20 protein-coding genes and 1 pseudogene are annotated in these 26251 nt (G+C 74.4%); 14 read left to right on the top strand and 7 right to left on the bottom strand.

The window, feature by feature from the left end; all coding sequences use genetic code 11:
- Window positions 1–94: 94 nt before the first annotated feature.
- On the top strand, window positions 95–526 hold the full coding sequence (locus BS73_RS34645) for an antitoxin (RefSeq protein WP_051939894.1): 432 nt from the start codon (window positions 95–97) through the stop codon (window positions 524–526).
- On the opposite strand, the gene BS73_RS13375 is transcribed toward BS73_RS34645, so the two are convergent.
- Both BS73_RS13375 and miaB read right to left on the bottom strand, forming a co-directional pair.
- Complete coding sequence (locus BS73_RS13375) at window positions 502–1251, bottom strand: class III extradiol ring-cleavage dioxygenase family protein (protein WP_037572087.1); 750 nt, start codon at window positions 1249–1251, stop codon at window positions 502–504. The genes BS73_RS34645 and BS73_RS13375 overlap by 25 nt on opposite strands.
- 29 nt (window positions 1252–1280) lie before the next feature.
- Entirely contained in the window at window positions 1281–2765 is a 1485-nt protein-coding gene (gene miaB / locus BS73_RS13380) for a tRNA (N6-isopentenyl adenosine(37)-C2)-methylthiotransferase MiaB (protein ID WP_037572098.1), read from the bottom strand.
- 58 nt (window positions 2766–2823) lie between these two features.
- On the opposite strand from miaB, the gene BS73_RS13385 reads away from it, so the two are divergent.
- Window positions 2824–3861, top strand: a complete 1038-nt coding sequence (locus tag BS73_RS13385; RefSeq protein WP_084704029.1) for a TAXI family TRAP transporter solute-binding subunit — start codon at window positions 2824–2826, stop codon at window positions 3859–3861.
- A 63-nt stretch (window positions 3862–3924) separates the two neighbouring features.
- On the opposite strand, the gene BS73_RS13390 is transcribed toward BS73_RS13385, so the two are convergent.
- The 3 genes from BS73_RS13390 to BS73_RS13400 form a co-directional block, all read right to left on the bottom strand.
- Window positions 3925–4719 carry a MerR family transcriptional regulator gene (locus BS73_RS13390; protein ID WP_051939895.1) on the bottom strand — a complete coding sequence of 265 codons (795 nt, stop codon included), beginning with the start codon at window positions 4717–4719 and terminating at the stop codon, window positions 3925–3927.
- 38 nt (window positions 4720–4757) lie between these two features.
- Window positions 4758–6611, bottom strand: a complete 1854-nt coding sequence (locus BS73_RS13395; RefSeq protein ID WP_051939896.1) for an SDR family oxidoreductase — start codon at window positions 6609–6611, stop codon at window positions 4758–4760.
- Between the two features lie 120 nt (window positions 6612–6731).
- A complete protein-coding gene (locus tag BS73_RS13400) occupies window positions 6732–7784 on the bottom strand; it encodes a DMT family transporter (protein ID WP_051939897.1) in 1053 nt (350 codons plus the stop codon).
- A gap of 74 nt (window positions 7785–7858) precedes the next feature.
- Between BS73_RS13400 and BS73_RS13405 the strand changes: the two genes are divergently transcribed.
- A complete protein-coding gene (locus BS73_RS13405; RefSeq protein ID WP_063836983.1) occupies window positions 7859–8881 on the top strand; it encodes a LysR family transcriptional regulator in 1023 nt (340 codons plus the stop codon).
- A 73-nt stretch (window positions 8882–8954) separates the two neighbouring features.
- On the opposite strand, the gene BS73_RS13410 is transcribed toward BS73_RS13405, so the two are convergent.
- Entirely contained in the window at window positions 8955–9482 is a 528-nt protein-coding gene (locus tag BS73_RS13410; protein ID WP_037572104.1) for an HNH endonuclease, read from the bottom strand.
- 450 nt (window positions 9483–9932) lie between these two features.
- Here BS73_RS13410 and BS73_RS13415 point away from each other — a divergent pair.
- The 10 genes and pseudogenes from BS73_RS13415 to BS73_RS13460 form a co-directional block, all read left to right on the top strand.
- Window positions 9933–10944, top strand: a pseudogene (locus BS73_RS13415) (mechanosensitive ion channel family protein); the annotation flags it as partial.
- 306 nt (window positions 10945–11250) lie between these two features.
- Entirely contained in the window at window positions 11251–12483 is a 1233-nt protein-coding gene (locus tag BS73_RS13420) for an ROK family transcriptional regulator (protein WP_037572106.1), read from the top strand.
- Between the two features lie 111 nt (window positions 12484–12594).
- On the top strand, window positions 12595–13974 hold the full coding sequence (locus BS73_RS13425) for an extracellular solute-binding protein (RefSeq protein WP_051939898.1): 1380 nt from the start codon (window positions 12595–12597) through the stop codon (window positions 13972–13974).
- Between the two features lie 19 nt (window positions 13975–13993).
- Complete coding sequence (locus BS73_RS13430) at window positions 13994–14992, top strand: carbohydrate ABC transporter permease (RefSeq protein WP_051941419.1); 999 nt, start codon at window positions 13994–13996, stop codon at window positions 14990–14992.
- A 19-nt stretch (window positions 14993–15011) separates the two neighbouring features.
- Window positions 15012–15944: a carbohydrate ABC transporter permease gene (locus BS73_RS13435; protein ID WP_051941420.1), complete on the top strand. Its 933-nt coding sequence runs from the start codon at window positions 15012–15014 to the stop codon at window positions 15942–15944.
- A gap of 20 nt (window positions 15945–15964) precedes the next feature.
- Window positions 15965–17269: a 6-phospho-beta-glucosidase gene (locus BS73_RS13440; RefSeq protein ID WP_037579447.1), complete on the top strand. Its 1305-nt coding sequence runs from the start codon at window positions 15965–15967 to the stop codon at window positions 17267–17269.
- Between the two features lie 86 nt (window positions 17270–17355).
- Window positions 17356–18363 carry an N-acetylglucosamine kinase gene (locus BS73_RS13445; protein ID WP_037579449.1) on the top strand — a complete coding sequence of 336 codons (1008 nt, stop codon included), beginning with the start codon at window positions 17356–17358 and terminating at the stop codon, window positions 18361–18363.
- A 246-nt stretch (window positions 18364–18609) separates the two neighbouring features.
- Window positions 18610–20013, top strand: a complete 1404-nt coding sequence (locus tag BS73_RS13450; protein ID WP_084704032.1) for a hypothetical protein — start codon at window positions 18610–18612, stop codon at window positions 20011–20013.
- A gap of 122 nt (window positions 20014–20135) precedes the next feature.
- Window positions 20136–21293, top strand: a complete 1158-nt coding sequence (locus BS73_RS13455) for a glutamate ABC transporter substrate-binding protein (RefSeq protein ID WP_200886694.1) — start codon at window positions 20136–20138, stop codon at window positions 21291–21293.
- Between the two features lie 138 nt (window positions 21294–21431).
- Entirely contained in the window at window positions 21432–22823 is a 1392-nt protein-coding gene (locus BS73_RS13460) for a hypothetical protein (protein WP_152617603.1), read from the top strand.
- 671 nt (window positions 22824–23494) lie between these two features.
- Here the strand turns inward: BS73_RS13460 and BS73_RS41110 are convergent.
- Window positions 23495–23734 (bottom strand): hypothetical protein, encoded by a 240-nt coding sequence (locus BS73_RS41110; RefSeq protein WP_456153925.1) that lies wholly within the window; start codon window positions 23732–23734, stop codon window positions 23495–23497.
- Between BS73_RS41110 and BS73_RS13465 the strand changes: the two genes are divergently transcribed.
- The gene (locus tag BS73_RS13465; protein ID WP_456153926.1) at window positions 23721–26249 is read left to right on the top strand and encodes a tetratricopeptide repeat protein; all 2529 of its coding nucleotides are present in this window, start codon (window positions 23721–23723) and stop codon (window positions 26247–26249) included. The genes BS73_RS41110 and BS73_RS13465 overlap by 14 nt on opposite strands.
- Window positions 26250–26251 lie beyond the last annotated feature (2 nt).

Raw genomic sequence — 26251 nt, forward strand, 5'->3', positions numbered from 1 at the left:
GCTGGGTAGGCTCTCGTGTGCTATGCGGTGTTTCGCTCGATTTCTGCGATTCACCCCTTTCAACGAGGTCGTCGAGATCGAGGAGTCGTGCCCGATGGGACTCTCGGACCAGCTGAAGGACGCTTTCCACCAGGCCAAGAAGAAGGCGGACGAATTCGCCGACAAGCACAGCGACCAGATCGAGGCGGCGAAGGAGAAGGTCGGGGAGACCGCGAGCAGGGCCAAGGAGAAGGCCGGCACCTTCGCCGACCGGCACAGCGAGCAGATCGGCTCCGCGATGGACAAGGTCGGCGAGACCGCCGACAAGGCCACCAAGGGCAAGTACTCCGACCAGATCGGCGCCGGCCGGGACAAGGCGAAGTCCGCGCTCAGCGACTTCGCCCAGTCCCAGGGGAGCGACTCGCCGCCGCCCGCTGGGGCACCGCAGGCGGGCGCCTCAGGCGGCGGCGGCCCGGGGCCGTCTCAGCCGCCCACCCCGCCGGTCCCGCCGACCGGGCCGGGTCAGGACCAGAGCGAGACGAAGTAGCCCACCCCGTACGGCGCCTCCTCGCGGAGCAGGCGGCCGGTGAGCGCGTCCTGCGCCCCGGCCGCCTTCGCATGCGCCTGGGCCGCGCCCGCGGCGACCTGCCACGGGGCCCGGCCCTCCGCCTGGAGCTCCGCCGAGAGTCCGGGGTCGAGGGCGGCGAGGGCGTCCGCGTCGGCGGCGGCGAGTGCGGCGGCCAGGGCGGCGTCGTAGCCCTCCGCGCGGGGGTCCAGGTAGCCGGGGGCCTTGAGGGTCCGGCAGGCGCTGCCGTCGGCGAGCACCAGGACGGCGAGGTCCTGACCGGCGTAGACGTCCTCCACCAGCTCGCGCCCGGCCTGCAGGCAGCGCTCGGGTGAGGCGGAGGGGCCGACCGCGAGGCCGACGGCGGGGGCCTCCGCCCAGCCCGCGTCGGCCACCAGCCAGGCCCCGACGGCGAGCGAGCGCGGCAGCACCCGGGCGTCCGGCGGGGTCTCCGCGCCGCCCAGCCGGACGCCGCGGTCCACCCCGAAGGGGCGGAAGGAGCCCGGGGATCCGGGCGGGAAGACCCCGCGTGCGGAACGGTCGGCGGCGGCCCCCACCACCACGAGCGCCTCCGGGGAGCCCTCGCGCAGCGCGCGGACGGCCTCCCGGGCGGCTTCGCGGAGCTCCGCGAGCTCCGGCGCGGCCCCCGCCGCGACCTCCGGAACGAGCAGGGGGGCGGCGGGAACGGTCGCGATCTTCAGGGCCATGGGCAGTCAGGTTACCCGCGGGCTCTCACTCAGTCGCAGCCGCAGCCAGGTGCCTCGGCCGCGGCCGGCGCCGGGGCGCCGACGGTGGGAAGGCCGAGCATGACGCCCTTGGCGGCGGGGGCCGCCGGCGCGTTCCGCTTCTCCCAGGCGTCGCCGGCCCGGGTCCGGCGCAGGGCGAGCGGCTCGCCCTCGGCCAGCAGGTGGTGCGGGGCGGCGTAGGTGACCTCGACGGTGACCATGTCGCCGGGGCGGGGGGCCTCCCCCGCCGGGCGCTTGAAGTGCACCAGGCGGTTGTCCGGCGCCCGGCCGGACAGCCGGTCGGTGCGGTCGTCCTTGCGGCCCTCCCCCTCGGCGACCAGGACCTCTAGGGTGCGGCCGACCTGCTTCCTGTTCTCCGCCCAGGAGATCTCCTCCTGGAGGGCGATCAGCCGGTCGTAGCGCTCCTGGACGACGGCCTTCGGGACCTGGTCCGGCATCTCGGCGGCCGGCGTGCCGGGCCGCTTGGAGTACTGGAAGGTGAACGCCTGGGCGAAGCGCGCCTCGCGGACCACGTGGAGGGTCTGCTCGAAGTCCTCGTCGGTCTCGCCGGGGAAGCCGACGATGATGTCGGTGGAGATGGCGGCGTCCGGCATGGCGGCGCGGACCTTCTCGATGATGGAGAGGTAGCGCTCCTGGCGGTAGGAGCGGCGCATCGCGCGCAGCACGGAGTCCGAGCCGGACTGCAGCGGCATGTGCAGCTGGTGCATCACGTTCGGCGTCTCGGCCATCGCGGCGATGACGTCGTCGGTGAAGTCGCGGGGGTGCGGCGAGGTGAAGCGGACCCGCTCCAGGCCCTCGACGCCGCCGCAGGCGCGCAGCAGCTTGGAGAAGGCCTCGCGGTCGCCGATGTCGGAGCCGTAGGCGTTGACGTTCTGGCCGAGCAGGGTCACCTCGGTGACGCCCTCCGCGACCAGCGCCTCCACCTCGGCGAGGATGTCGCCGGGACGGCGGTCCTTCTCCTTGCCGCGCAGCGCCGGGACGATGCAGAAGGTGCAGGTGTTGTTGCAGCCGACGGAGATGGCGACCCAGGCCGCGTAGGCGGACTCGCGGCGGGTGGGGAGGGTGGACGGGAAGGTCTCCAGCGAGTCGAGGATCTCGACCTGGGCCTCCCGCTCGACCCGCGAGCGTTCCAGGAGCGCGGGGAGGCTGCCGATGTTGTGGGTGCCGAAGACCACGTCGACCCAGGGGGCCTTGCGGACGATGGTGTCCCGGTCCTTCTGGGCCAGGCAGCCGCCCACCGCGATCTGCATCCCGTCCCGCCTGGCCTTCACCGGGGCCAGCCGGCCCAGGTTGCCGTACAGGCGGTTGTCGGCGTTCTCGCGTACGGCACAGGTGTTGAAGACGACGACGTCCGCCTCGTCGCCCTCGGGGGCGCGGGCGTAGCCGGCGTCGTCCAGCAGACCGGACAGCCGCTCGGAGTCATGGACATTCATCTGGCAGCCGTAGGTGACCACCTTGTATGTTCGCGCGCTCATCTCAACGCACCAGGGTACGCGTTGCGCGGACGGCCGGGTCCCGGCAGGATCCCGGGGCATGGGGCTGGGGGCGGGACCTGGGCGAAGACCCGGGCGGCGAGGCGGGTTCCGGCGGCTGGCGCGGTCGCGCTGGGCGCGGATCGGCGCGGTGCTGGTGGTGCTGGCCGCGGGGCTGTTCGGCTGGTGGGCGTCCGAGCCGTCGGGGGTGGCCTACCCGAGGGGCGTGGTCGGCCTGGCCACCGGCACCGCGGACGGGGTCTACGACGAGTACGGGCGGATGCTCAGACCGTGGGTGGAGCACTCGATACCGGGGGTGCGGGTGCGGCTCGACCCGACGGCCGGGTCCCTGGAGAACCTGCGGCGGGTGTCCGACGGGCGGGACGACTTCGCGATCGCCACGGTGGACGCGGTGGCCCAGTTCCAGGCGTCCGACCCGGAGGCGGCCGGGCGGCTGCGCGGGATCGCGCGGCTCTACGACGACTACGTGCAGCTGGTGGTGCCCGCCGGCTCGCCGGTGCGGAGCGCGGCCGACCTCCGCGGGCGGCAGGTGGGGGTGGGGCAGGCCGGGTCCGGGGTCGCGCTGATCGCCGGGCGGGTGCTGCGGGAGGCGGGGCTGGTCCCGGGGCGGGACCTGACGGCGGTGCCGATCGGGATCCACGACGCGCCGACGGCGCTGGTGGACGGGCGGCTGGACGCGTTCTTCTGGTCCGGGGGGCTGCCCACCGGGGCGGTGACGGCGCTGGCGCGGCGGGCGGAGGTGCGGCTGGTGCCGCTGGGCGGGCTGGTGGCGGGGCTGAACCGGCTTGCGGGGACGGGGAGTCCGTACCGGTCCTCGACGATTCCGGCGGGGATCTACGCGGGGACCGCGGGGGCGCGACCGGTGGCCACGGCGGCGGTGGCGAATGTCCTGGTGACCCGGGCGGATGTGGCCTCGGGGCTGGTGGAGCGGTTCACGGGGGCGGTGATCGCCTCGCGCGACGCGATCGGGAAGGTGGTGCACCCGGCCCAGCTGGTGGATCTACGTACCGCGATCTATACCGATCCGCTGGTGCTGGCCGCGGGGGCGCGCCGGTACTACGTCTCGACGAAGCCGTGAGCGAAGCCGGGCGAACCCGCGGGGCGGACTCGCCCTTCAGGTGCTCCGTTCGTCGCGCGCGCGTCAGGGCTCGTTGGCGAGGGCCGCGTTGAGGAGGTGGAGGGCCTGCGCCCGCAGCGCGCGGGCCAGTTCGGCCTCCATCGCCTGCTGGGCCAGCGGCCGCAGACGGCGGACGGAGGAGAGGATCTCGGCGGCCTCGTGGTCCGAGAGGGGGTGGCCGGCGTAGCCGGCGAAGAGGTGGGTGGCGCTGAAGCGGACCATGGACTGGGCGATGCCGTCGAGGTCGGCGCGGAGGGTCACCAGCTGGTCGATGATCGCGCCCAACGGGGCGCCGTCCGCGTGGAGTTCGGCCGCCAGGCGGATCAGCGCGGGGCTCGGCACCCGGTAGCGGTCCTCGCCGACCGGTTCGAGGACGCCCAGGCGTACCGCCTTCTCCACCGCCTCGTCGTCGCGGTGGCCGAAGGCGGCGGTGAGTTCGGCCCGGGACAGCTCCGCGGCGCTCTCGTCGCTCCACGGCCCGGCGACCTCGGCGGCCAGGCCGAGTACCCCGCCGAGGCCGGTGCCGTTCTCCCAGGCGTCGATCAGCTCCTTGATGCCGGCCAGGGTGTGGCCGCGGTCCAGGAGCTGCGAGATCAGCCGGAGGCGCTCCAGATGGGCGGGGCCGTAGACGTTGGCCCGGCCGCGCCGGTCGGGCCGGGGCAGCAGGCCGCGGTCCTGGTAGGCCCGGACGTTGCGGGCGGTGGTGCCGGCCTCCCGGGCCAGGTCGTCGATGCGGTACTCGGCCCGCCCCTCGGCCGGGGGCGCCGCCGCTCGCTGCGGCGGCACCCGCGGACCGGTACGGGGGCGGGCCTCGGCCATGGTGCTTGCTCCTCCGGGCTCAACGCCCCGGCTCGGCGTCAGACGGGCGGTTCGGCCCGCGCCATCAGCCGCCGGAGGGCGGGCGAGAGCCGGGCCACGCCACGGAAGAGGTGTGCCTCCGGGGCGACCGGTTGCACCGCGGTGTTCCGCACCGCGGCACGCAGCACCGCCTCGGCCACCTTCTCCGGACGGTAGTTCCGGAGACGGTACAGCCTCGTGCTGCGGGCACGAAGCCGGGCCTGCTCCTCCTCGTCGACCCCGCTGAACCCGGCTGTGGTGGTGATCGCGGTGTTGACGAAGCCCGGGCAGACGGCGGTCACCCCGACGCCCCGGTCGGCCAGTTCGGCACGCAGGCACTCGCTGAGCATGAGCACGGCGGCTTTGGACGTACTGTACGCCGGGAGCGCGCGGGAGGGCTGAAGTGCCGCCGCTGAGGCGATGTTGACGATGTGTCCGCCCTGCCCGCGCTCGGCCATCGCGCGGCCGAAGAGGAGGCAGCCGTGGATCACGCCCCACAGGTTGACGTCGAGGACGCGCTTCCACTCGGCGGTGGTGGTGTCCATGAAGGCGCCGCCGTGGCCGATCCCGGCGTTGTTCACCAGCAGGTCGAGAACGCCGTACTGGGCGTGCACCTTCTCGGCCAGCTCGGTCATGGCCCGCTCGTCTGAGACGTCCGCCTGCTCGGGGTGGGCGGCGCCGCCGGACCCGGCGATCAGGGCGGCGAGTTCGGCGGTGCGGGCGGCGGAGGCGGCGTCCCGGTCGACCGCGACGACCCGGGCGCCGGCCTCGACCAGGGCGAGGGTGGTGGCCCGGCCGATCCCGCTGCCGGCGCCGGTGACCAGGGCGAGGCGGCCGGCGTAGTGGGCCGTCCAGCGGGACGCCTTGGCCTCGGCCCGGGACTCCGCACGGGAGGATTGGGGTGAGCCGGGGGCGTGCGGTTCGGTACGGGCGACCTGGGGGCGCGTGGTGTCGCCGGTGACGGCGCCGGCGGCGGTGTCCTCGACGAAGTCGGCGATCATGCGGGCGAGGACGTCGGGGCGGGTGCGCGGGGCCCAGTGGCCGGAGTCCAGGCTGCGGCGGCGGAGGACCGGGGCCCATTCGTCCAGGTCGTCGTAGAGCCGCGGCGAGAGGTAGGGGTCGTGGGCCGGGACGATCAGCTGGACCGGGACGTGCGCGATCCGGTCCCGGCGCGGGTGGAGCAGCCGCTCGCGGACGTTGGCGCGGTACAGCCAGGCGCCGTTGGCGGCGTCCTCGGGAAGGGTCGGGCCGGGGTAGTCGGCGCTGCGCGGCAGGTGCTCGACCCGGGAGAGGAGGCCCGGCCAGGCCTTGCCGAGCGGTCCGCGCCACAGGAGTTCGGGCAGCCGCGGGGTGTGGAGGGCGTAGACGTACCAGGAGCGGGCGCCCTGGCCGAGGGCCTGAACGGCCCGGCGGGGGGTGGGGCGGCCGTAGCGGCGCTTCATCCAGTGCCCGAAGTGGTCCAGGCAGGGGCCGGAGATGCTGGTGAAGGAGGCGAGCCGGCCGCGCAGCGCGGTCGAGGTGGCGAACTCCCAGCCCTGGACGGAGCCCCAGTCGTGGCCGACGAGGTGGACGGGGGCGGCCCCGGGGCCGGCGCCGAGGCTGTCGAGGACGGCGGTGACGTCCGACTCCAGGCGCTCCAGGCGGTAGTTGGCGGCCGCCGGGGCGGGGGCGGTGGACCGGCCGGCGCCCCGTACGTCGTAGGCGACCACGTGGTAGCGGTCGGCCAGCCGGGACATGACGGGCTCCCAGACCTTCTTCGAGTCCGGGTAGCCGTGGACGAAGAGGAGGGTCGGGCGGTCCGGGTCGCCTGCCTCGACGACGGCGAGACTGACGTCGCCGGCGTCCACACGGCGCTCGCGCGCGCCAGGAATCATGCGGTTCTTGCCTCCCGGTCCAGGGGCCGGACGGCGGCTGCCGCCCTCGGACAGGCTCAATGTGACAGTGAACACTGGCACAGTCAACCGTTCGGGAGGGGTTTATTGACTGGCTGGTAACTACGGGCGGCGGCCGCGCCGGACGCGGCCCCCGCCCGGTCCGCGGCTCTGCGTGAGCGCCGCGCCGGCCAGCACGATCACCGCTCCCACCACGGTGTTCCAGTGCAGCGCCTCGCCGAGGAGCAGCACCCCGGCGGCGGTGGCGACCACCGGGATCACGTAGGTGACGGACTGCCCCACCGTGGGCCCGACCTCGGCCACCAGGCCGTACTGGAGGAGCATGGCGATCCCGGTCCCGAAGACCCCCAGGGCGAGGACGGCCAGCGTGGGGCCGAGCGGGAAGTGGTGCGGCAGGCCCGCGCCGAAGGCCATCGCCACCGCGCCCTCGGCCGCGCCCAGCAGCAACTGCGTTCCCGAGAGCGCCAGATGGGACTCCGGACGGCCGCCGAGGGTGCGCCGCACCCAGATCCAGCCGATCGGGTAGCTGAGCGAGGCGAGGAGGGCCAGGACGGTGCCGAGGGGGTTGGCGCCGTCGAAGCCCTGCCAGGCTCCGAGGACGGTGAGCACCCCGACGAAGCCGAGGACGAGGCCGCCGAGCCGGCGCCGGGTCGGCCGGTCCTCGCGCAGCGCGACCAGGGCGAGGAGCATCCCCCACAGCGGGGAGGTGGCGTTGGCGATCGCGGCCAGCTGGGACGGCACCAGGCGCTCGGAGTAGGCGAAGAGCGCCCACGGCAGGGTGTTCAGGAGGAAGGCGGCCACCGCCAGCCGCCACCAGACGCCGAACCCGCGGGGCAGCCGGCCGCCGCGCGCGAAGAGCGCGGTCAGCAGGACCGCGGCGCCGGCCAGCATCCGGCCGAAGGAGACCTGGAGCGGCGCGTAGCCGTCCGTGCCGATCTTGATCAGCAGGAAGCTGAAGCCCCAGACCAGGGAGAGGACGGCGAAGTTGACCCGCCAGTCGAGCCGGGCGCCCGCCCCGGCGGGGCCGCCGCGCCCGCCGCTTTCGCCGCGCCCGCCGCTTTCGCCGCCTGGGCGGCGGGCGGGGGGCGAGGTGATGTCGGCCGTCGGGGCCGGGACGGCGGCCGCGGGGCCGGCAGGGGTGGCGGAGGTGGTCATGGCACCAGAGTGAGGGTGGTCAACCTCTAAGCACAAGCGAGAATTTGTACCGGGAACCTCGTAGGCTTGCTTACATGTTCAACCTTGAGCGTCTCCGCACCCTGCAGGCCGTCGCCCGGCACGGATCGGTCAGCGCGGCGGCGGAGGGGCTGCACGTCACCACCTCGGCGGTCTCCCAGCAGCTGGCGAAGCTGGAGCGGGAGGCCGGGCAGCGGCTGCTGGCCAGGAACGGGCGCGGCGTCCGGCTCACCGACGCGGGCCGGCTGCTCGCCGAGCACGCCGGGCTGATCCTGGGCCAGGTCGAGCGCGCCCAGGCGGAGCTGGAGGCCCGGCGCGGGGTGGTCGGCGGCCGGCTGCGGCTCGGCGCGTTCCCGACCGCGCTGCGCGGGCTGGTCCCGGGGATGGCGGCGGAGCTGCGGGGGCGGCATCCGGAGCTGGCGCTGAACGTCACCGAATGCGAACCGGAGCAGTGCGTACGGCGGCTGGTGCGCGGCGACCTGGACCTCGGCATCGTCCTGGACTGGTACAACAAGCCCTTCGCGCTGCCGGACGGAATGGTGAAGGCGCCGCTGCTGGACGACATCGCGGACCTGGTGGTGCCGGCCGGCCACCCGCTGGCCGACCGGGAGTCGGTGAGCCTGGAGGAGTTCGCCGAGGACGAGTGGGTCTGCTGGCAGGACGGCGGGTTCTGCCACGAGTGGCTGACCTTCACGCTGCGCTCGAAGGGCTTCGAACCGCGGCTGGCGCACTGGGTGGAGGAGCATCCGTCGCAGCTGGCGCTGGTCGCGGCCGGGCTGGGGGTGGCGGTGATGCCGCGGCTGGGGCGCGGGGAGCTGCCCGCGCAGGCGCGGGCGCTGGCGGTCCGGCATCCGATGCGGAGGCATCTGTACGCGGTGTGGAGCGCCGACACGGACCGGCGGCCGTCCATCCGCGCGGCGGTGGACGCGCTGCGGGCGAGCGCGGGGCGCGCGGGAGACGCGGGGGGCGCGGGAGACGCCGAGGGCGCGGGAGACGCCGAGGGCGCGGGAGACGCGGGGCGCGTGGGCGCGGCTGGGCGCGTGGGCGCGGCTGAGGGCGCGGGCGACCCCGCGGCGTAGGCGCCCCTGCTCCGCCCGGTCCCGGGGGCCGCGGGATCAGGGCGGGACCAGGGCGGGACCAGGGGCGCGGCCCTCACGCGGAGAGGTGGGTGAGGTCCTCCTTGGTGGAGAAGGGCTCCAGATACGGAAGCCACCGCGGGTCGCGGTGGCCGGTGCCGATGATCCGCCAGGCCAGGCCGGACGGAGGGGCGGGTGGGCGACTCATCCTCCACCCCAGTTCCACCAGATGGCGGTCGGCCTTGACGTGGTTGCAGCGGCGGCAGGCCGCGACGACGTTGTCCCACTGGTGTCGGCCGCCCCGGCTGCGCGGCACCACGTGGTCGACGCTGGTTGCGGCGGCTCCGCAGTAGACACAACGCCCGCCGTCGCGCGCGAAGAGCGCCCGGCGGGTCAGCGGGACGGGCCCGCGAAAGGGGACCCGCACGAAACGGGTCAGTCGGACGACGGACGGCGCCGGTACGGCGCTGGTGACGCTGTGCAGGACGATCCCGGAATCCTCCAGGCTGATCGCCTTCTGATTGAGGACCAGGAGCAGAGCGCGCCGGGTGGAGACCACACCGAGTGGCTCGTACGACGCGTTGAGGACGAGGACATGCGGCACGGATGCCTCCCTTTCCGCCGACGGCACGTGGCTCGCGCCGGGACGAACACGAAGCTCGGGGTTGAGCGACGTGTCGCTGGTCGTCGCACACCCCTCGCTCCGCGATCTCCTCCAGTGTCGCCGCAGCACTCCCCGCTGCGCCAGCACTCACCAAGATCGGGGCTGGTGTGTGTTCTCCCACACTCACTGATGCCCGCGCGGGGAGGTCGATGCACCCTCAGGGTCCCGGGGGCCACCGGATCGGCGCAGGTGGCCGGAGCGCTCCGGGCGTGTCGCGGCCGGTTCGCGACTTCTCGGCATGCCTGATCCGCTCGCTAGGGTGGGCGGCGAGTCCAGTCCCCTCTCATCAAGGCAGGCCTCGCAGTGTTTCCGTCAGACGCCTACGACCTTCTCGCCTCCGGGTCCGCCGCCGGCACGCCTTCGCCTTCTCCTTCTCCGCAGCCGACCTCGATCACCCAGGTCGGCACGCAGGCCGGGCAGAGCGCGCAGCAGGCGGTGAGCTGGCTGGACACCCACTGGCAGAGCTGGGTGGTCACCTCCTTCCAGGGGGTCCTGCAGATCATCGTGATCGTCGCCCTCGCGCTCGCGCTGCGCGCGGTGGTGCACCGGCTGATCCGCAAGCTGATAGGCCGGATGACCAAGCGCGACGGCGAGACGGGCAACGCGCGCCTGGGCGGGCTGCTGGTGAACGCCGAGCGGCGGCGGCAGCGGGCCGAGGCGATCGGCTCGGTGCTGCGCAGTACCGCCTCCTGCCTGATCCTCGGCACGGCGGCGCTGAACGTCCTCTCGGTGCTGGGGATCAACCTGGCGCCGGTGCTGGCCAGCGCGGGGGTCGCCGGGGTGGCGATCGGCCTCGGCGCGAAGAGCCTGGTCACGGACTTCCTCTCCGGCGTCTTCATGATCCTCGAGGACCAGTACGGGGTCGGCGACGAGATCGACGCCGGGGCGGCGAGCGGCACGGTGCTGGAGGTCGGACTGCGGGTGACCAAGCTGCGCGGGGGCGACGGGGAGATCTGGTACCTGCGGAACGGCGAGATCAGCCGGATCGCCAACCTCAGCCAGGGCTGGTCGACCGCGACGGTGCCGGTGCAGGTGGGCGCGGACGAGGATCTGGACCGGGTGATCGGCGTGATCGGCAAGGCCGCGGAGGAGATGGCGGCGAGCTCGCCCTGGGACGAGGCGCTCTGGGACCAGGTACAGGTGCTGGGCGTCGACGAGGTGACCGCGGACACCGTGCTGCTGAAGGTCCAGGCGAAGGCGATGCCCGGGAAGGCCGGACCGGTGGGCCGCGAGCTGCGAGCGCGGATCAAGCGCGCGTTCGACGAGGCGGGCGTCTCGTCCGGGCGGACGCGACTGGCCATCGTCGGCGCCGTCGGCGGCGGCGGCGACCGCAGCCACAGCGGCGACCGCGGCGACAGCGGCGACAGCGGCGACAGCGGCGAAGCCGCGACCATCACCGACGCGCGCCCGCAGGCGCAGTAACCCCCGGAAGAAGCGGGAGTTCGCGCCGGGGGCGCGGATCAGGGGGCGCGGCGCCGTGCTGGCCGGGCGCGCGGTTCGCCGCGCTTCAGGCGTGCTTGGGGCCCTGCGTTCCGGGGCGTGGCGAAGCCGCTTGGGGCGCTGCGTTCCGGGGCGTGGCGAAGCCCCAGGTGTCGGAAGGCCCGCGCCTGCGGCGCCGCGCTGCGGGGCTATTGACATGGCGTCAGCAGGGGATCTAGCGTCTGGCGACTGTTAGGAAGGTTTCCTGTCAGTGAGGGGCGACCAACGCGTGGGTGGGACGGACAGAGCGGCCGCCGGGACGCCCCGGCTGCTGCGGGCGATCAACGACCGGGCCGCGCTCGAGCTGCTGCTCGAACACGGGCCCCTGTCCCGCGGGCAGCTCGGCATCCTCACGGGGCTGTCCAAGCCCACCGCCTCCCAGCTGCTGTCCCGGCTGGAGTCGGCCGGCCTGGTCCTCCCGGTCGGCACCACGGCCGCCGGGCGGCCCGGGCCCGCCGCCCAGCTGTACGAGATCAACCCCGGCGCCGGCTACGTCGCGGGCCTCGACGTCAACCCGAAGCGGATCCTGGCCGCCGTGGCCGACATCTCCGGCCGGGTGCTCGGCGAAGAGGTGCTGGACACCCCCGGACGCCAAGCCCCCGCGCCCGCCGCGGAGTTGACCGCGACCGCGGTGGACCGCGCCTGCGCGGCGGCGGGCCTGGACCGCTCGGCGCTCTGCCGCGTGGTGGTCGGCACCCCCGGCGCCGTCGACCCCGGGACCGGCAAGCTGCGCTACGCCCCGCACCTGGCGGGCTGGCACTCGCCGCGTCTGGTCGAGGAGTTGACCGGCCGCCTGGGCCTGCCGACCGCGGTGGAGAACGACGTCAACCTGGCCGCCGTCGCGGAGCAGCGCACCGGGGCCGCGAGCCGGGTGAGCGACTTCGTGCTCCTCTGGGCGGCGGACGGTTCCGGCTCCGGCAACGAGGGGATCGGTGCCGCCGTGGTGGTCGGCGGAAGGCTGCACCGCGGGCACACCGGCGGGGCCGGCGAGGTCGGCTACATGCCGGTGCCGGGCGCACCGCTGATCCGGAACGTGCGGCGGGCCAACTCCGGCGGCTTCCAGGAGCTCGCCGGGGCCGGCGCGGTACGGGCGCTCGCCCGCGAGCACGGGCTCGGCAGCGGGCCGGCCCCCCGGCTGGTGGCCAAGGCGGCCGATCCGGCCTCGGGCCCGGCCGGGCGGGCCGTACTCGGCGAGCTGGCACGGCGGTTGGCGACCGGACTGGCCGCCATGGTCGCGGTGATCGACCCCGAACTGGTGGTGCTCAGCGGCGGCATCGCGGCCGCGGGCGGCGAGCCGCTGCGCGCGCTGGTCCAGGAGGAGTTGGCCGCGATGGCGGTCTCGGCCCCGCGGGTCGCGATCAGCGCGGTGGACGGATCCCCGGTGCTGGTCGGTGCGCTGGGCTCGGCGCTGGAGTCCGCCCGGGAATCCCTCTTCTCCGCGTCGGCGGCGGCGAGCGGCTGACCCGGCGCCGGCAGACCTCAGACCTGACTCCCCGACCCAGTACCAGCAACGACCGCAGGGAACCAGCGAACGGACAGGCACCAACCCCCCACTCCCCCACTGGAGGAAGACGTGGTACTCGCTCACCCTTCCGGCCCCGGCGGCAGAGCCCGGCGGATACGCCGGGCCGCGGCCGCACTCGCCGGCGCCGCCGCACTGACCCTCGGGGCCGCCGCCTGCACCGGCAGCGCCGGCGGCGCCCAGGGCGGCACCGGCAGTTCCTCCGCGCCGGTGACCATCACCTTCTGGCACGGGTGGTCCCAGCCCAACGAGCTCAAGGCGATCGACGCCAACATCGCGGCCTTCGAGAAGCTGCACCCCACCATCAAGGTGAAGTCGGTCGGCAACATGTCCGACGACAAGATCGACCAGGGGCTGCGGGCCGGCGGCCCGAACTCCCCGGACGTGGTCTCCTCGTTCACCACCAACAACGTGGGGAAGTTCTGCTCCTCGGGGGCCTGGATCGACCTGGCGCCGTTCCTGCGGAAGGACGGTGTGGACCCGGCCTCGACCTTCCCGAAGGCGATGCTGGACTACACCCGCTACAAGGGCGACCAGTGCTCGCTCCCGCTGCTCGGCGACGCCTACGGGCTGTACTACAACGTCGACATGTTCAAGGCCGCGGGCATCAGTGCACCCCCCAGGACGCTCTCCCAGTTCGACGCCGACGCGGTCAAGCTGACCAAGGCGAACTCCTCTGGCGGCTACAGCCAGTTGGGCTTCATGCCGGACTTCCACGGTTACGAGACCACCTTCGAGCACTACGCCGCCCAGTGGGGACCGAGCTGGTTCACCCCGGCGGGGAAGTCGAACCTGGCCGGCGACCCCGGGTTCGCCCGGATGCTCGCCTGGCAGAAGGGCCTGATCGGGAAGCTCGGCGGGTTCCAGAAGCTGGAGAAGGAGCGGACCTCCTTCGGCGACGAGTTCTCCTCCAACCCCTTCGACGACGGCAAGACCGCGATGTCCATGGACGGTGAGTGGCGGGTCGCCAACCTCACCCAGGAGCACGTCGGGTTCCACTGGGCCACCGCGCCCTTCCCGGTCCCCGACGACCAGGCGAGCAGCTACGGCCGGGGCTACCAGACCGGCACCATCGTCGGCATCTCGCACAACAGCCGGCACCAGGCCGCCGCCTGGGAGTTCGTGAAGTACCTGACCACCGACACCGACGCGCTGACCGGCTTCGCCAACGCGATCGACAACGTCCCCAGCACCTACGCCGCCCTCCGCTCGCCGAAGCTGAAGCTGCCGCCGCAGTTCAGGACCTTCCTGGAGGTGGCCGGCGACCGGTACTCCGACACCACCCCGGCCAGCCCCAACGGCGGGGCGTACCTGACGAGCGCGGAGAACTTCGGCTACCAGGTGGAGTCCGGGAAGGTCACGGACGTGCCGGCCGGGCTGCGGAAGACGGACCAGCAGATCGACGCCGACCTGGCCCAGGCCGGGCAGTAGGAGGGCCGGGCAGATGGCGATGGCGCTCGGCCGGGCCGGCCGCGAAGGCCGCGCCGAACGCGCCCCCGTCCCGCCGGCGCTGCGCCGCAAGCGCCGGCGGGAGGCGGGGGCCGTACTCGGCTTCCTCTCCCCCTGGTTGATCGGGTTCTCGTTCTTCTTCGTGTACCCGCTGGTCTCGACGGTCTACTTCTCCTTCATGCACTACGACGGGTTCGGGGCGCCGAGCTGGGTGGGGCTGCGGAACTACGTCTACGTCTTCGCCACCTATCCGCACTTCTGGCAGGCGCTGCGGAACACCCTGTGGCTGGTCGTGGTGATGGTCGCGCTGCGGACGGTCTTCGGGATCGGGATCGGGCTGCTGATCACGAAGGTGAAGACCGGCGGGAACCTCTTCCGCACCGCGTTCTACCTCCCGTACCTGGCACCGCCGGTGGCGGCGACGATCGGCTTCGCGTTCCTCCTCAACCCGGGCACAGGGCCGGTCGACCACTTCCTGGGCGACCTGGGGCTGCCGCAGCCGGGCTGGTTCAACGACCCGGGCTGGTCGAAGCCGGGGCTGACCCTCCTCGCGCTGTGGGGCATCGGCGACCTGATGGTGATCTTCATGGCGGCGCTGCTGGACGTGCCGACCGCGCAGTACGAAGCCGCGGAGCTGGACGGGGCCGGGCCGTGGCAGCGGTTCCGCTACGTCACGCTGCCGAACATCTCGCCGATCATCATGTTCGCGGTGGTGACCGGGGTGATCCAGACCATGCAGTACTACACCCAGGCGATCGTCGCCGGGCAGGTCGCCTCCGGCGTGATCGGCGGCTCCGGTGAGCAGTTCGAGCCCGGTTACCCGGACGGGTCCACCTGGACCCTGCCGCAGCTCGTCTACAACCTGGGCTTCCAGCGGTTCGACGAGGGCTCGGCGTGCGTGGTCTCGCTGCTGCTGTTCGTGATCGCGATGGCGTTCACCGGGCTGCTGCTGCGCCGGCGCAGCGGGCTGCTGGACGACCTCTCAGAGGCGGGGGGCTGAGCATCTGATGAGCGAGCTGCTGACATCGACTGCCCGGCGGGGCGGCGTACATGACGAGGCGTCAGGCGGGCGCGGGCCGCGGCGGCGTTACCGGGCCGGCTCGACCGACGCGTACCGGCGGCATCGGCGCCGGCGGGTGCTGGAGTGGGTGGGGGTGCACGCGGTGGCCGTGGCGGCGGCGCTGTTCTTCGTGCTGCCGTTCGTCTTCCTCTTCCTGACCTCGGTGATGACCGACAGCCAGGCGCTGAGCACCAGTTACTGGCCGACCCACTGGGTGTGGTCCAACTACCGGGCGATCTTCCACCTTCCGGGCTTCCTGACCTGGTGGAAGAACAGCATCGAGTACGCGGTGGCCGGCACCGTGCTGACCGTCTGCTCCTCCGTCCCGGTGGCCTTCGCGCTGGCCAAGTTCCGCTTCCGGGGCCGGGGACTGGCGATGGTGCTGGTCATCTCGGCGATGATGCTGCCGCCGCAGGTGGTGATCATCCCGATGTACATCTTCTGGGCCAACCAGCTCCACCTCACCGGGACGCTCTGGCCGCTGATCATCCCGATGGCCTTCGGCGACGCGTACTCCATCTTCCTGCTGCGGCAGTTCCTGCTGACCATTCCGCGGGAGTACCTGGAGGCCGCCCGGGTGGACGGCTGCGGGCATGTGCGGACGCTGCTGCGGGTGGTGCTGCCGATGGCCAGGCCGGCCGTGGCCGCCGTGGCCCTGTTCCAGTTCTTCTACTGCTGGAACGATTACTTCGGGCCGCAGATCTACGCCAGCGACAACCCCGCCGCGTGGACCCTCTCCTACGGACTGCAGTCCCTGCACGGGGCGCACCACACCGACTGGAACCTCACCATGGCCGCCACCCTGCTGGTGATGGCCCCGGTGATGCTCGTCTTCTTCCTCGCTCAGAAAGCCTTCATCGAAGGCGTGACCCTGACAGGAGTCAAGGGCTGATGGTTGGGTCAAAGCACCGGATCAAGCTGGCCGTGGTGGGCGGGGGCTCCACCTACACCCCCGAACTCGCCGACGGCTTCGCACGGTTGAGGGAGACGCTGCCGATCGGCGAGCTGGTGCTGGTCGATCCGGCGGAGGAGCGGCGGGAGCTGGTCGGCGGCGTCGTCCGGCGGATCCTGGCCCGGCAGGGGCATCCAGCGGTGGTCACCACCACGGGTGAGCTGGACGCGGCGGTGGAGGGCGCGGACGCCGTCCTGCTGCAACTGCGGATCGGCGGGCAGGCGGCCCGGAACCGGGACGAGACCTGGCCGCTGGAGTGCGGCTGCGTCGGCCAGGAGACCACCGGGGCAGGGGGGCTGGCCAAGGCGCTGCGCACCGTTCCGGTGGTGCTGGAGATCGCCGAGCGGGTGCGCCGGGCCAACCCGGACGCCTGGATCGTCGACTTCACCAATCCGGTGGGGATCGTCACCCGGGCGCTGCTGACCGCGGGCCACCGGGCCGTCGGGCTGTGCAACGTGGCGATCGGCTTCCAGCGGAGGTTCGCCGGGCTGCTCGGGGTCGAGCCGGAGCGGGTGCTCCTCGACCATGTCGGGCTGAACCATCTGACCTGGGAGCGGGGGGTGCGGCTGGCCGGGGACGGCGGGTCGGGCGGTGCGGGTGGGGCCGCCGGGCCCGATCTGCTGCCGGGGCTGCTGGCGGAGCACGGCGAGTCCCTCGCGCGGGACCTAGGGCTGCCGGTCGGGTTGCTGCGGCGGCTCGGCGTCGTCCCCTCCTACTACCTGCGGTACTTCTACCGGCACGACACGGTGGTCGAGGAGCTGCGCGAACGGGGCTCGCGGGCCGCCGAGGTGGCCGAGATCGAGCGGCGACTGCTGGACCTCTACGCCGACCCGGCGGTGGACGAGAAGCCCAAGCTGCTGGAGCAGCGGGGCGGGGCGTACTACTCGGAGGCGGCGGTGGCGCTGGTCGCCCGGCTGCTGGGTTCGGGCGGCGTGGCCGACGCGCCGGGCGTGCAGGTGGTGAACGTCCGGAACGGACGGACGATGCCGTTCCTGCCGGAGGACGCGGTGATCGAGGTGCCGGCCGAGGTCGGCCCGGACGGGGCCCGTCCGCTGCCGGTCGCCGAGGTGGAGCCGCTGTACGCCGGGCTGATCGCGCACACCACGGCGTACGAGCGGCTGGCGCTTGAGGCGGCCCTGCGCGGCGGGCGGGACCGGGTCTTCGACGCGCTGCTGGCCCATCCGCTGGTCGGGCAGATCGAGCAGGCCGACTGGCTGACCGACCGCCTCCTCGCGGAGAACCGGGACTACCTGGCGTGGGCGTGAGACCGGGGCCCGGCGAAGGCGGCGCAGCCGGGATCGGGAGCCCGCTCGGGGCCGGGGCCCGGGCCGAACGGGCGGCCGGGGCCGAGCTGGTACCCGGGGTCCTGGCGGTCGACGCCGGGAACAGCAAGACCGATGTGGTGCTGGTCGGACTGGACGGGCGGCTGCTGGGGACCGCCCGCGGGGGCGGCTTCCGGCCCGGTCCGGGGAGCGAGGGCGCGGCGGCGGCGATCGCCGGGCTGCGGCCGGCGGTGGCGGAGGCGGCCCGGCGGGCGGGGCTCGCGTGGGGCCGGGCCGAGGTCGCCGGGCGGCCGCTGGTGACCCATGTGTCGGCCTGTCTGGCCAACGCGGATCTGCCGGTGGAGGTGGAGCGGCTGCAGAACGCGCTGGCCCGGGAGGGGTGGGGGGCGACCTCGGTGGTCGCCAACGACACCTTCGCGCTGCTGCGTTCGGGGACCGACGAACCGCGGGGGGTCGCGGTGGTCTGCGGGGCCGGGATCAACTGCGTGGGGCTGCTGCCGGACGGCCGCACCGCCCGGTTCCCCGCGCTGGGACGGCTGACCGGGGACTGGGGGGGCGGGGGCGGGCTCGCCGAGGAGGTGATGTGGTGGTCGGTCCGGTCCGAGGACGGGCGGGGGCCGGCCACGGCGCTGGCGGCGGCGGTCGGCGAGCACTTCGGGTACCCGGACGCGGGGGCGGTCGCGGAGGCCGTGCATCTCGGGGAGGTCTCCCGGGAGCGGCTCCTCCAGGAGCTGGCGCCGGTGCTGTTCCGGGTCGCGGAGGGGGGCGACCCGGTGGCGCGGGAGCTCGTCGAGCGGCAGGCGGAGGAGGTCTGTGCGATGGCGGTGGTGGCGCTGCGGAGGCTGGGACTCCTCGCGGAGGCGGTCGACGTGGTGCTGGGGGGCGGGGTGCTGGCCGCGCGGCAGCGCCTGCTGCTGGCGGGGATCCGGGAGCGGCTGGGGGTGGCGGCGCCCAAGGCGCGGGTGCGGGTGGTGTCCCAACCTCCCGTGCTGGGGGCCGCGTTGCTGGGGCTCGACCATCTGGCGGCGCCGGCGGAGGCGGGGGCCCGGCTGCGGGCCGCGCTGGCCACTCCGTAGGGGCCGGCCCGGCCTCTCCCGCCGCGGCTCCGCTTCTCGCCGTGTCCCGGGAGGAGGCCCGAAGGGCCAATCCAGGGGCGCGGGGAACCGCGGGAACCCGCGGGAACCGCGGGGGCCCGGGGGCGCGTATTCGAGAGCAGGTCGAACAGTTACGCACAAGATCAGCGGGAATCTGGTGTGGCGGGGGCTTCCCGTGGCCATACTGCTCGGGTAGAACCAGGGGGCTCGGAGGGGGGAAGCCAGGCAATGACCGATTCGCCGCCGCGCGGCGTCCTGCTCGAACGCCGGTCGGCCGCCGCCGACGCCGGGACCGCCGCGCCGCCGCCCGCGTACCGCCAGGCACTGGAGTTCCTCGCCGACCGCGCGCGTACCGTGCCGGGCCGGCTGCGGGTGCTCGGCGCCCTCCTCGTGCTGCTCACCCTGCTCTTCGGCGCGCTGGCCGCCATCCAGATCAGCCAGAGCCGCGCGGCCGCGGACCGGGTGGTCAACCACTCGCAGCCGCTCAGCGACGACGCCGCCCAGCTCTACCACTCGCTCGCGGACGCGGACACCACCGCGGCCACCGCCTTCCTCCAGGCCGGCAACGAGACCGCCGCCGTCCGCGACCGCTACAACCAGGACATCACGACCGCCGCCACCCTCCTCGCGCAGTCCGCCGAGCGGTCCACCGGCAGCGGCACCAGTCAGAACCAGATCCGCCTCCTCAACGCCCAACTCCCGGTCTACACAGGGCTGGTGGAGGAGGCGCGGGCGGACAACCGGCAGGGGCTGCCGCTCGGCGGGGCGTATCTCCGGTACGCCTCCGCGCAGATGCAGCAGACCATGCTGCCGGAGGCGCAGAAGCTGTACGCGGCCGAGACCGCCGCGCTGCGCTCGGACTACGCGGACGCCCGCGCGCTGCCGTGGGCGGCGATCGTCTTCGGCGTGCTGGCGCTGGCCGCGCTGGTCTGGTCGCAGGTGCGGCTGTTCCGGCGGACCAACCGGGTGTTCAACATCGGCCTGGTGACCGGCACGGCGGCGCTCGCCGTCGGGCTGCTGTGGGTGGTCGTCGCCCAACTGCTCGCCGGAATCTACCTGGGCGACTCGGACCGGAAGGGCGCGGCCCCGATCCAGGTGCTCAGCCAGGCCCGGATCGCGGCCCTGCAGTGCCGCGGGGCGGAGAACCTCAACCTGGTGGCCCGCGGCTCCACCGACTCCTACGAGCAGACCTGGACCCAGGTGGCCGCCCAACTCAACGGCGGCAACGGCTGGTTGCCCCAGGCGAGCCGGATGACCTCGGCCGACGCCGAAGCGAAGAGCGCGGTGGCCTCGGCCGAGAAGTGGTTCGGCACCTGGCAGCAGCGGCACGACGCGGCGAAGGCCGCGAACGACTCGGGCAGCTACGACACCGCGGTGGCCGACACCATCGGCAACGCCTCCGCGGGGGGCAGCGGCTCCTCCGCCACCACCGCCACCACCGACGCCGCCTTCGCGGCGCTCGACGCCAAGCTGGAGACGGCGATCGCCGAGGAGCGCAGCACCTTCGCCTCCTCGGCCGACGACGGCCGGAACGCCGTCACCGGCCTCGCGGTCGGCTCGGCCGTGCTGGCCGTGGTCGCCGCCGCGGCGGCGGTGCTGGGCATCGGCCGCCGGCTCTCGGAGTACCGGTGAACGGCGGGCGGGCGGACGGGGATCCGCGCGGCGGGCAGGCGGACGGGGATCCGGCCGGCCGGCGGGCGGATGACGGAACGGGCGGCGGTCGGATGACGGAACGGGCGGAAGGGAGCAGGCGGATGGCGGCACCGGGGACCTCGCACGACCGGAGCGGCCACGGACCGCGTGCGGCCGAGCCGCTCCGGCGGGCCCGGGGCCGGGCCCTTGCCCGGGGCCCGCTGCGCGGTCTGCTGCGGAACCGCCGGGGCGAGGCGGCGCCGTTCAGTCGCGGGGGCGGCCCCGCCGGACGCGGGAGCGGGGGCAAGAGCGGGGGCGCGCGCTGGTGGGCGGTGCTCGGGGCGGTGACCGCGCTGGCGCTGGCCGGCCTGATCGTCCCGGACAGCGCGGACCGCCAGCCGGGCGCCCATCCGCTGCGGCTGCACGAGACCACTCAGGCCGGCGACGTCCGGCTGAACGCCCTCACCCAGGCGTCCGCCGAGACCTGCGCGGGGCTGCAGACCAGCCTGACCCCGTCCAACTCGAACTCCGGCCCGGCCGTGCAGAAGATCGTCAAGCGCGGCAAGCTGATCGCCGGCATCGACACCAACAGCTACCTCTGGGGGTTCCGCGATCCCTCCACGGGCACCCTGCAGGGCTTCGACATCGACATCGTCCACGCCATCGCCCAGGCCATCCTGGGCGATCCGAACGCCGTCGAGTACAAGGCGGTGCCGACCGCGCAGCGGATCGCCGCGCTGCAGAGCGGCGAGGTCGACGTCGTGGTGCGGACCATGTCCATCACCTGCGACCGGCTGAAGCAGGTGGCCTTCTCCGCGCCGTACTTCAACTCCGGGCAGCAGCTGCTGGTGCCCAAGTCCTCGACGATCGACGGGCTCGGGAGCGGCCTCAAGGGGCGGCGGGTCTGCGCGGCCACCGGCTCCTCCGCGCAGACGCTGCTGAAGCAGAACGGCGACTACGGCGCCCAGGTGGTGCCGGTCGCCAACCAGCTGGACTGCCTGGTGCTGATGCAACTCGGCAAGGTGGATGCCACGTTGACGGACAACGCCCTCGCCGCCGGGCAGGCCGCGCAGGACCCGACGGTGCATCTGGTGGGGCAGCCCGAGATGATCGAACCCTACGGCGTGGCGATGAACCGCAACGCGACCGACCTGGTCCGACGCGTCAACGCCGTGCTGCAGGGCTACCGTAGCGGGCAGTGGACGGCGAGCTACGACCACTGGCTGGCCTCCCGGCTGGGTCCGACCTCCGGTCCTCCGGCGGTGCGCTACTCGGGCTGAGCACGGGAGCACGGGTACGCATGGCTCGACTCCGGGCGGCCGCCCGGACGCCGGGTTCCGCCGGACGCCGGGTTCCGCCGGGCGACCGCCGGGCGGAGTGACGTGGGGAGAGGAAGGGCTGCGGAGGGTGGCGGAGGGATGGCGTTGACGGGGCCGACCGGGCCGGTGATGACCCGGGAGGAGGTCGACCGCGCCCTGCTGCGGCTGAGTGCCGAGCGGGACGCGGTGGAGACGTCTCTGCTCGCCCTGCAGGACCATCCGGGCCGCCGGCTGCTGGAGGGCGCGGAGCTCACCGGGCGCACCGCCGAGCGGTGGGGCGAGGTCGAGCCGGGGATAGCGGCGCTCTGGTCGCTCTTCGACACCTACGCGGAGGCGCTGGCCGCGGCCCGCGCGGTGCGCGCCCGGCGCAACCGGCCGGGCCAGTCCGAACTGATCGAGCTGACCGAGCTGTTGCGCGGATCCGGGGTGACGGTCTCGGCGGCCCAGCTGCCGGCGGCGGCGACCCCGATCGGCCGGCCGACCCGGCTGAGCGAGCAGATCGGGCTGACCGAGCTGGTCGACCGGATGAACGCCTGGTACGAGCAGATCATCGAGGTGGTCTCGGCGGCGGACGCCGTCTGGTCGGCGCTGCCCGCCCGGATAGACCTGCTGATCGCCGAGTTGCAGCGGGTGCGGGCGCTGGCCCGGTCGGTCGGGGTGCTGCGCGGCGAGCACCCCTCGGCGGACCGGCTGGAGGAGATAGGGCGCGAACTGGGCGCGCTGCGCGGTGAGGTGACGGCCGATCCCCTGGCGTTCTGGGTGCCGCGGCCGAGCGGCGAGCTGCGGGCGGCCGGCGGCGGGAGGCGCGGTCGCGGCGGCGGGCCGGGCGGCGCGGGCGGTTCCGGCGGCGCCGGCGGACGCGGGAACTCGGCGGCCGGGCGGGTCGAGACCGCACGGTACGACCGGGACGCCCGGGACGTCGACGACATCCGGCTGGAGCTGGAGGACCTGCTGCGGCTGCGGGACGACGCCGACGAGCGGCTGGAGGGCGTCGGCGACCTGCTGATGCGCGCGGACGCCACCCTCGCCGAGGCCCGCCGGGCGCGCGGGGAGGTGCTGGCGAAGATCGCCGCCACCGAGGTGCCGGCCGTGCCGGGCCCGGCCAGCGCGATGCGGGAACGTCTCGCCCAGGCCGACCTGCTGCGCCGGCACGGCCAGTGGCACCGGCTCGGTCCGCTGCTCGACTCCCTGGAGGCCTCCGCGGCCAGGGAGTTGGACCGGGCGCGGGAATCCCTGGAGTCGGTCACCCGGCCGCTGGCGGTCCGCGCCGAGCTGCGCGGGCGGCTGGACGCGTACAAGGCGATGGCCGCGCGGCGCGGGCTTGCCGAGGACCCGGAGCTGATCGAGCGCTACGACCTCGCGCGGCGGCTGCTCTGGAGCGCGCCCTGCGATCTGCGGGCCGCGGAGAACGCCGTGCTGCGCTACCAGCAGGGGCTCCGGCCGACCACCCCCGACGACCACCGGGACCACCGTCCCGCGTCCGGGGGCTGACGCCGTGCCGGGGGCGGGAGACCATGGCAGAGAACCGGGAGGGGCAGCCGACCCGGCTGGACCGGCTGGACCGGCTGGACCGGCTGGACCGGCTGGACCGGCTGGACCGGCTGGACGGACCGTAGCGGTCGTAGCGGTTGTACCGGCAGAGAGGAAGTCGGGGATGAGCGCGGTGACGGGGGAAGTCCGATGAGCGGCAGCAGCGCGTCCACCACGGCGCCGGTTCCCTGCCCCCAGCCGTCCTGCACCGGCACCATCGACGAGGACGGCTACTGCACGGACTGCGGACTGTCGCCGAATGGTGCGGGGGCGGGTGCGGGTGCGGGTGCGGGCGCAAGCGCAAGCGCAGGCCCGGGCGCAAGCCGGGGTGCGGTCTCAAGCCCGCGCTCCGGCGCCGGCGGAGGTTCAGGCGCGAGCGCGGGCGCCGGCCAAGGTGCGGGCGCAAGCGTCGCAGGCTCCGGCGCGGGGGCGAGTTCCAGCGCGGGCGCCGGCCAAAGCGCGGCCGCAGGCCGGGGCGCCGGCCGAAGCGCGCCTGCAGGCAAGGGCGCGGCCGCAGGCCCGGCGCCCGCCGGTGGCTCCGCGGGCTCCCCCGCCGGCGGCGGGGTGCGGGCGCTGGGGCCGGGTTCGGCCTGCGCCCAGCCCGGCTGCTCGGGGACGATCGACGCGGACGGCTACTGCTCGGACTGCGGCCTCGCGGCCGTCCCGGCCGCGGCGGCGGCCGGAGCGGGGGTCGCGGGCGCGGAGGGCTCCGGAGTGCCGGGTCCGACCGTGCCGGCCGCCCACTCGGGAAGCACCTCCGCCGGCTCCTCGCTCTCCCCGTCCTCGCGCTCGCTCAGCGGGCGGACCCGCTCCGGGCGCACCCACTCCTCGCGCAGCGGCGGCAGCGGGCGGACCTCCGTGTCGGTGCGCACCCGCGGCTCGCTCGGGTCCACGTCGCGCGGGCGTCTCGGGGCCGGCCTGGTGCACGTCGAGCCGGTCGCGGAGACCGATCCGCGCTCGATGGTGCAGCCCAACCCCGAGGTGCCGGAGCGGAAGCGCTTCTGCAGCAAGTGCGAGGCGCCGGTCGGCCGGGGCCGGGAGGGCCGCCCGGGCCGTACCGAGGGATTCTGCACCAAGTGCGGCACCGCGTACTCGTTCTCGCCGAAACTCTTCCCCGGCGATCTGGTGGACGGGCAGTACGAGGTGATCGGCGCGCTCGCCCACGGCGGGCTCGGCTGGATCTACCTGGCCATCGACCAGCACGTCGAGAACCGCCCGGTGGTCCTCAAGGGCCTGCTGAACACCGGCGACGAGGAGGCCATCCGGGTCGCCATCGCCGAGCGCCGCTACCTGGCCGAGGTGGACCACCCCAACCTGGTCCGCATCATCGACTTCGCCGAGCACCCGGACGCCACCCGCCCCGGCCAGACCGAGGGCTACATCGTCATGGAGTACGTCGGCGGCAAGTCCCTCAAGGACATCGCCAACGAGCGCCGCCTGCCGGACGGCCGGCGCGACCCGCTCCCCGTCGAGCAGGCCATCGCGTACGCGCTGGAGGTGCTGCCGGCCCTCGGCTACCTCCACGACCGGGGGCTGATCTACTGCGACTTCAAGCTGGACAACGTCATCCAGAGCGGCGACCGGCTGAAGATCATCGACCTGGGCGCGGTCCGGCACGCCGACGACGAGGGGCCGATCTTCGGCACCATCGGCTACCAGGCGCCGGAGATCGCCACCGAGGGCGTCTCGCCCTCCTCCGACCTGTACACGGTGGCGCGCACGCTGGCCGTGCTGAGCTTCGACTTCCAGGGGTACACCACCGTCTACCGGGACACCCTGCCGGGCCCGGAGGCCGTCGAGGTCTTCAACCGCTACGAGTCCTTCTACCGGCTGCTGGTGCGCGGCACCGACCCGGACCCCAGCCGGCGGTTCTCCTCGGCGGAGGAGATGGCCGAGCAGCTGACCGGGGTGCTGCGGGAGATCCTGTCGCTCAAGGACGGCCGGCCGCGGCCGGCGCTGTCCACCCTGTTCGGCACCGAACTTCGGGTCGTGGACAACACGCTGGTCGCGCGGCGGGAACCGGGCGGGACCTTCGGCGAGCGGGAGATCCCGCCGGCGATGGGCTCGGAGTGGCTGGCCTCGTTCACCCCGCGCGGGCGCGCACGGGCGCGCGAGCGGGAGCGCGCACTGACGGAGGGCGCGGCAGCGGCAACGAGCGCGGGCGCTACGGGCGCGCTGGAGGCGGCGGCCGCCGCGTCGAACGGCGCGGCCGGCACGGCGTCGATCCCGGCACAGCAGGCCGGCTCCCCGAACGGCGGCGCCTCGCCGGCGATCGGCGCGACGCCGGCGGCGGTCGCCCTCCCAGCCGCAGCCGCCGTACCTTCCGCTCCCGCCGACCCGGCGCCGCTGGGCGCCGGGCGCGCCCCGGGGGCCCCCGAGATCACCCGGCTGGATCCGCGGCAGGCCGGGCTCGCCCTGCCGGTCCCCAGGATCGACGCCGGCGACCCCAACGCCGGATTCCTCGCCGCGCTGGTCGCGACCGCACCCGGAGAGGTGATCGCCGCTCTCCAGGCCGCGCCCGCGCCCTCGGTCGAGCTGCGGCTGCGCGAGCTGCGGGCCCGGATCGAGCTCGGCGAGACCGACGCGGTGCGCGACGGACTGGCCGAGTTGGAGCAGGACTTCGCCGCGGACTGGCGGGTGGTCTGGTATCGCGGTCTGGCCTCGCTGGTGGCCGCCGGGGACGCCGCCGCCCAGGACCCCGCCTCGGCGGAGGCCCTGCTCAGCGCGGCGGCCGACGACTTCGACGCGCTCTACGACGCGTTCCCCGGCGAGGCCGCGCCCAAGCTGGCCCTCGGGGTCTGCGCCGAGCTGCTCGGCGAGCGCGAGGACGCGGCGGAGTTCTACCGGCTGGTGTGGACCACGGACACCGCGTACGTCAGCGCCGCCTTCGGGCTGGCCCGGGTGCTGCTGGCCTCGAATGACCGCGCGGCGGCGGTCCGGGCCCTGGAGTCCGTGCCGGAGACGTCCATCCACTACACCGCGTCCAGGATCGCCGCGATCCGCGCGCGGATCCGGGAGCGCGCCCCGGAGGAGGCGCTGCGCGCCGATCTGGCCGCCTGCTCCCGGCAGTTGGCGGATCTTCCGCTGGACGCCAGGACCCGTACCGAACTGACGGTGGAGGTGCTGGACGCGGCCCTCGGCTGGGTGCTGGCCGGCCGCCCGGCGGACACCGGCGGCGCCCCGACCGGGGCGTCAGGTAGCGTAGCGGGCGGATCCGGGGGCGCCGACGGGCAGTTGACGCTGCTCGGACACCGTGCCGAGGAACGGGAACTGCGCTTCGCACTGGAACACTCCTACCGGGTGCTGGCGCGTCTCAGCGGCCGGCGGGAGAAGCGGATCGAGTGGGTGGAGCGGGCAAACCGTACCCGGCCCAGAACGTGGGTGTGAGC

It is taken from the genome of Phaeacidiphilus oryzae TH49 (assembly GCF_000744815.1).
GTDB classification, from domain to species: Bacteria; Actinomycetota; Actinomycetes; order Streptomycetales; family Streptomycetaceae; genus Phaeacidiphilus; species Phaeacidiphilus oryzae.

Coding starts and splice junctions, on each gene's coding strand:
- BS73_RS34645 (WP_051939894.1), top strand. CDS start 95: ATGGGACTCTCGGACCAGCTGAAGGACGCTTTCCACCAGGCCAAGAAG.
- BS73_RS13375 (WP_037572087.1), bottom strand. CDS start 1,251: ATGGCCCTGAAGATCGCGACCGTTCCCGCCGCCCCCCTGCTCGTTCCG.
- miaB (WP_037572098.1), bottom strand. CDS start 2,765: ATGAGCGCGCGAACATACAAGGTGGTCACCTACGGCTGCCAGATGAAT.
- BS73_RS13385 (WP_084704029.1), top strand. CDS start 2,824: ATGGGGCTGGGGGCGGGACCTGGGCGAAGACCCGGGCGGCGAGGCGGG.
- BS73_RS13390 (WP_051939895.1), bottom strand. CDS start 4,719: ATGGCCGAGGCCCGCCCCCGTACCGGTCCGCGGGTGCCGCCGCAGCGA.
- BS73_RS13395 (WP_051939896.1), bottom strand. CDS start 6,611: ATGATTCCTGGCGCGCGCGAGCGCCGTGTGGACGCCGGCGACGTCAGT.
- BS73_RS13400 (WP_051939897.1), bottom strand. CDS start 7,784: ATGACCACCTCCGCCACCCCTGCCGGCCCCGCGGCCGCCGTCCCGGCC.
- BS73_RS13405 (WP_063836983.1), top strand. CDS start 7,859: ATGTTCAACCTTGAGCGTCTCCGCACCCTGCAGGCCGTCGCCCGGCAC.
- BS73_RS13430 (WP_051941419.1), top strand. CDS start 13,994: ATGGCGCTCGGCCGGGCCGGCCGCGAAGGCCGCGCCGAACGCGCCCCC.
- BS73_RS13450 (WP_084704032.1), top strand. CDS start 18,610: ATGACCGATTCGCCGCCGCGCGGCGTCCTGCTCGAACGCCGGTCGGCC.
- BS73_RS13455 (WP_200886694.1), top strand. CDS start 20,136: ATGGCGGCACCGGGGACCTCGCACGACCGGAGCGGCCACGGACCGCGT.
- BS73_RS13460 (WP_152617603.1), top strand. CDS start 21,432: ATGGCGTTGACGGGGCCGACCGGGCCGGTGATGACCCGGGAGGAGGTC.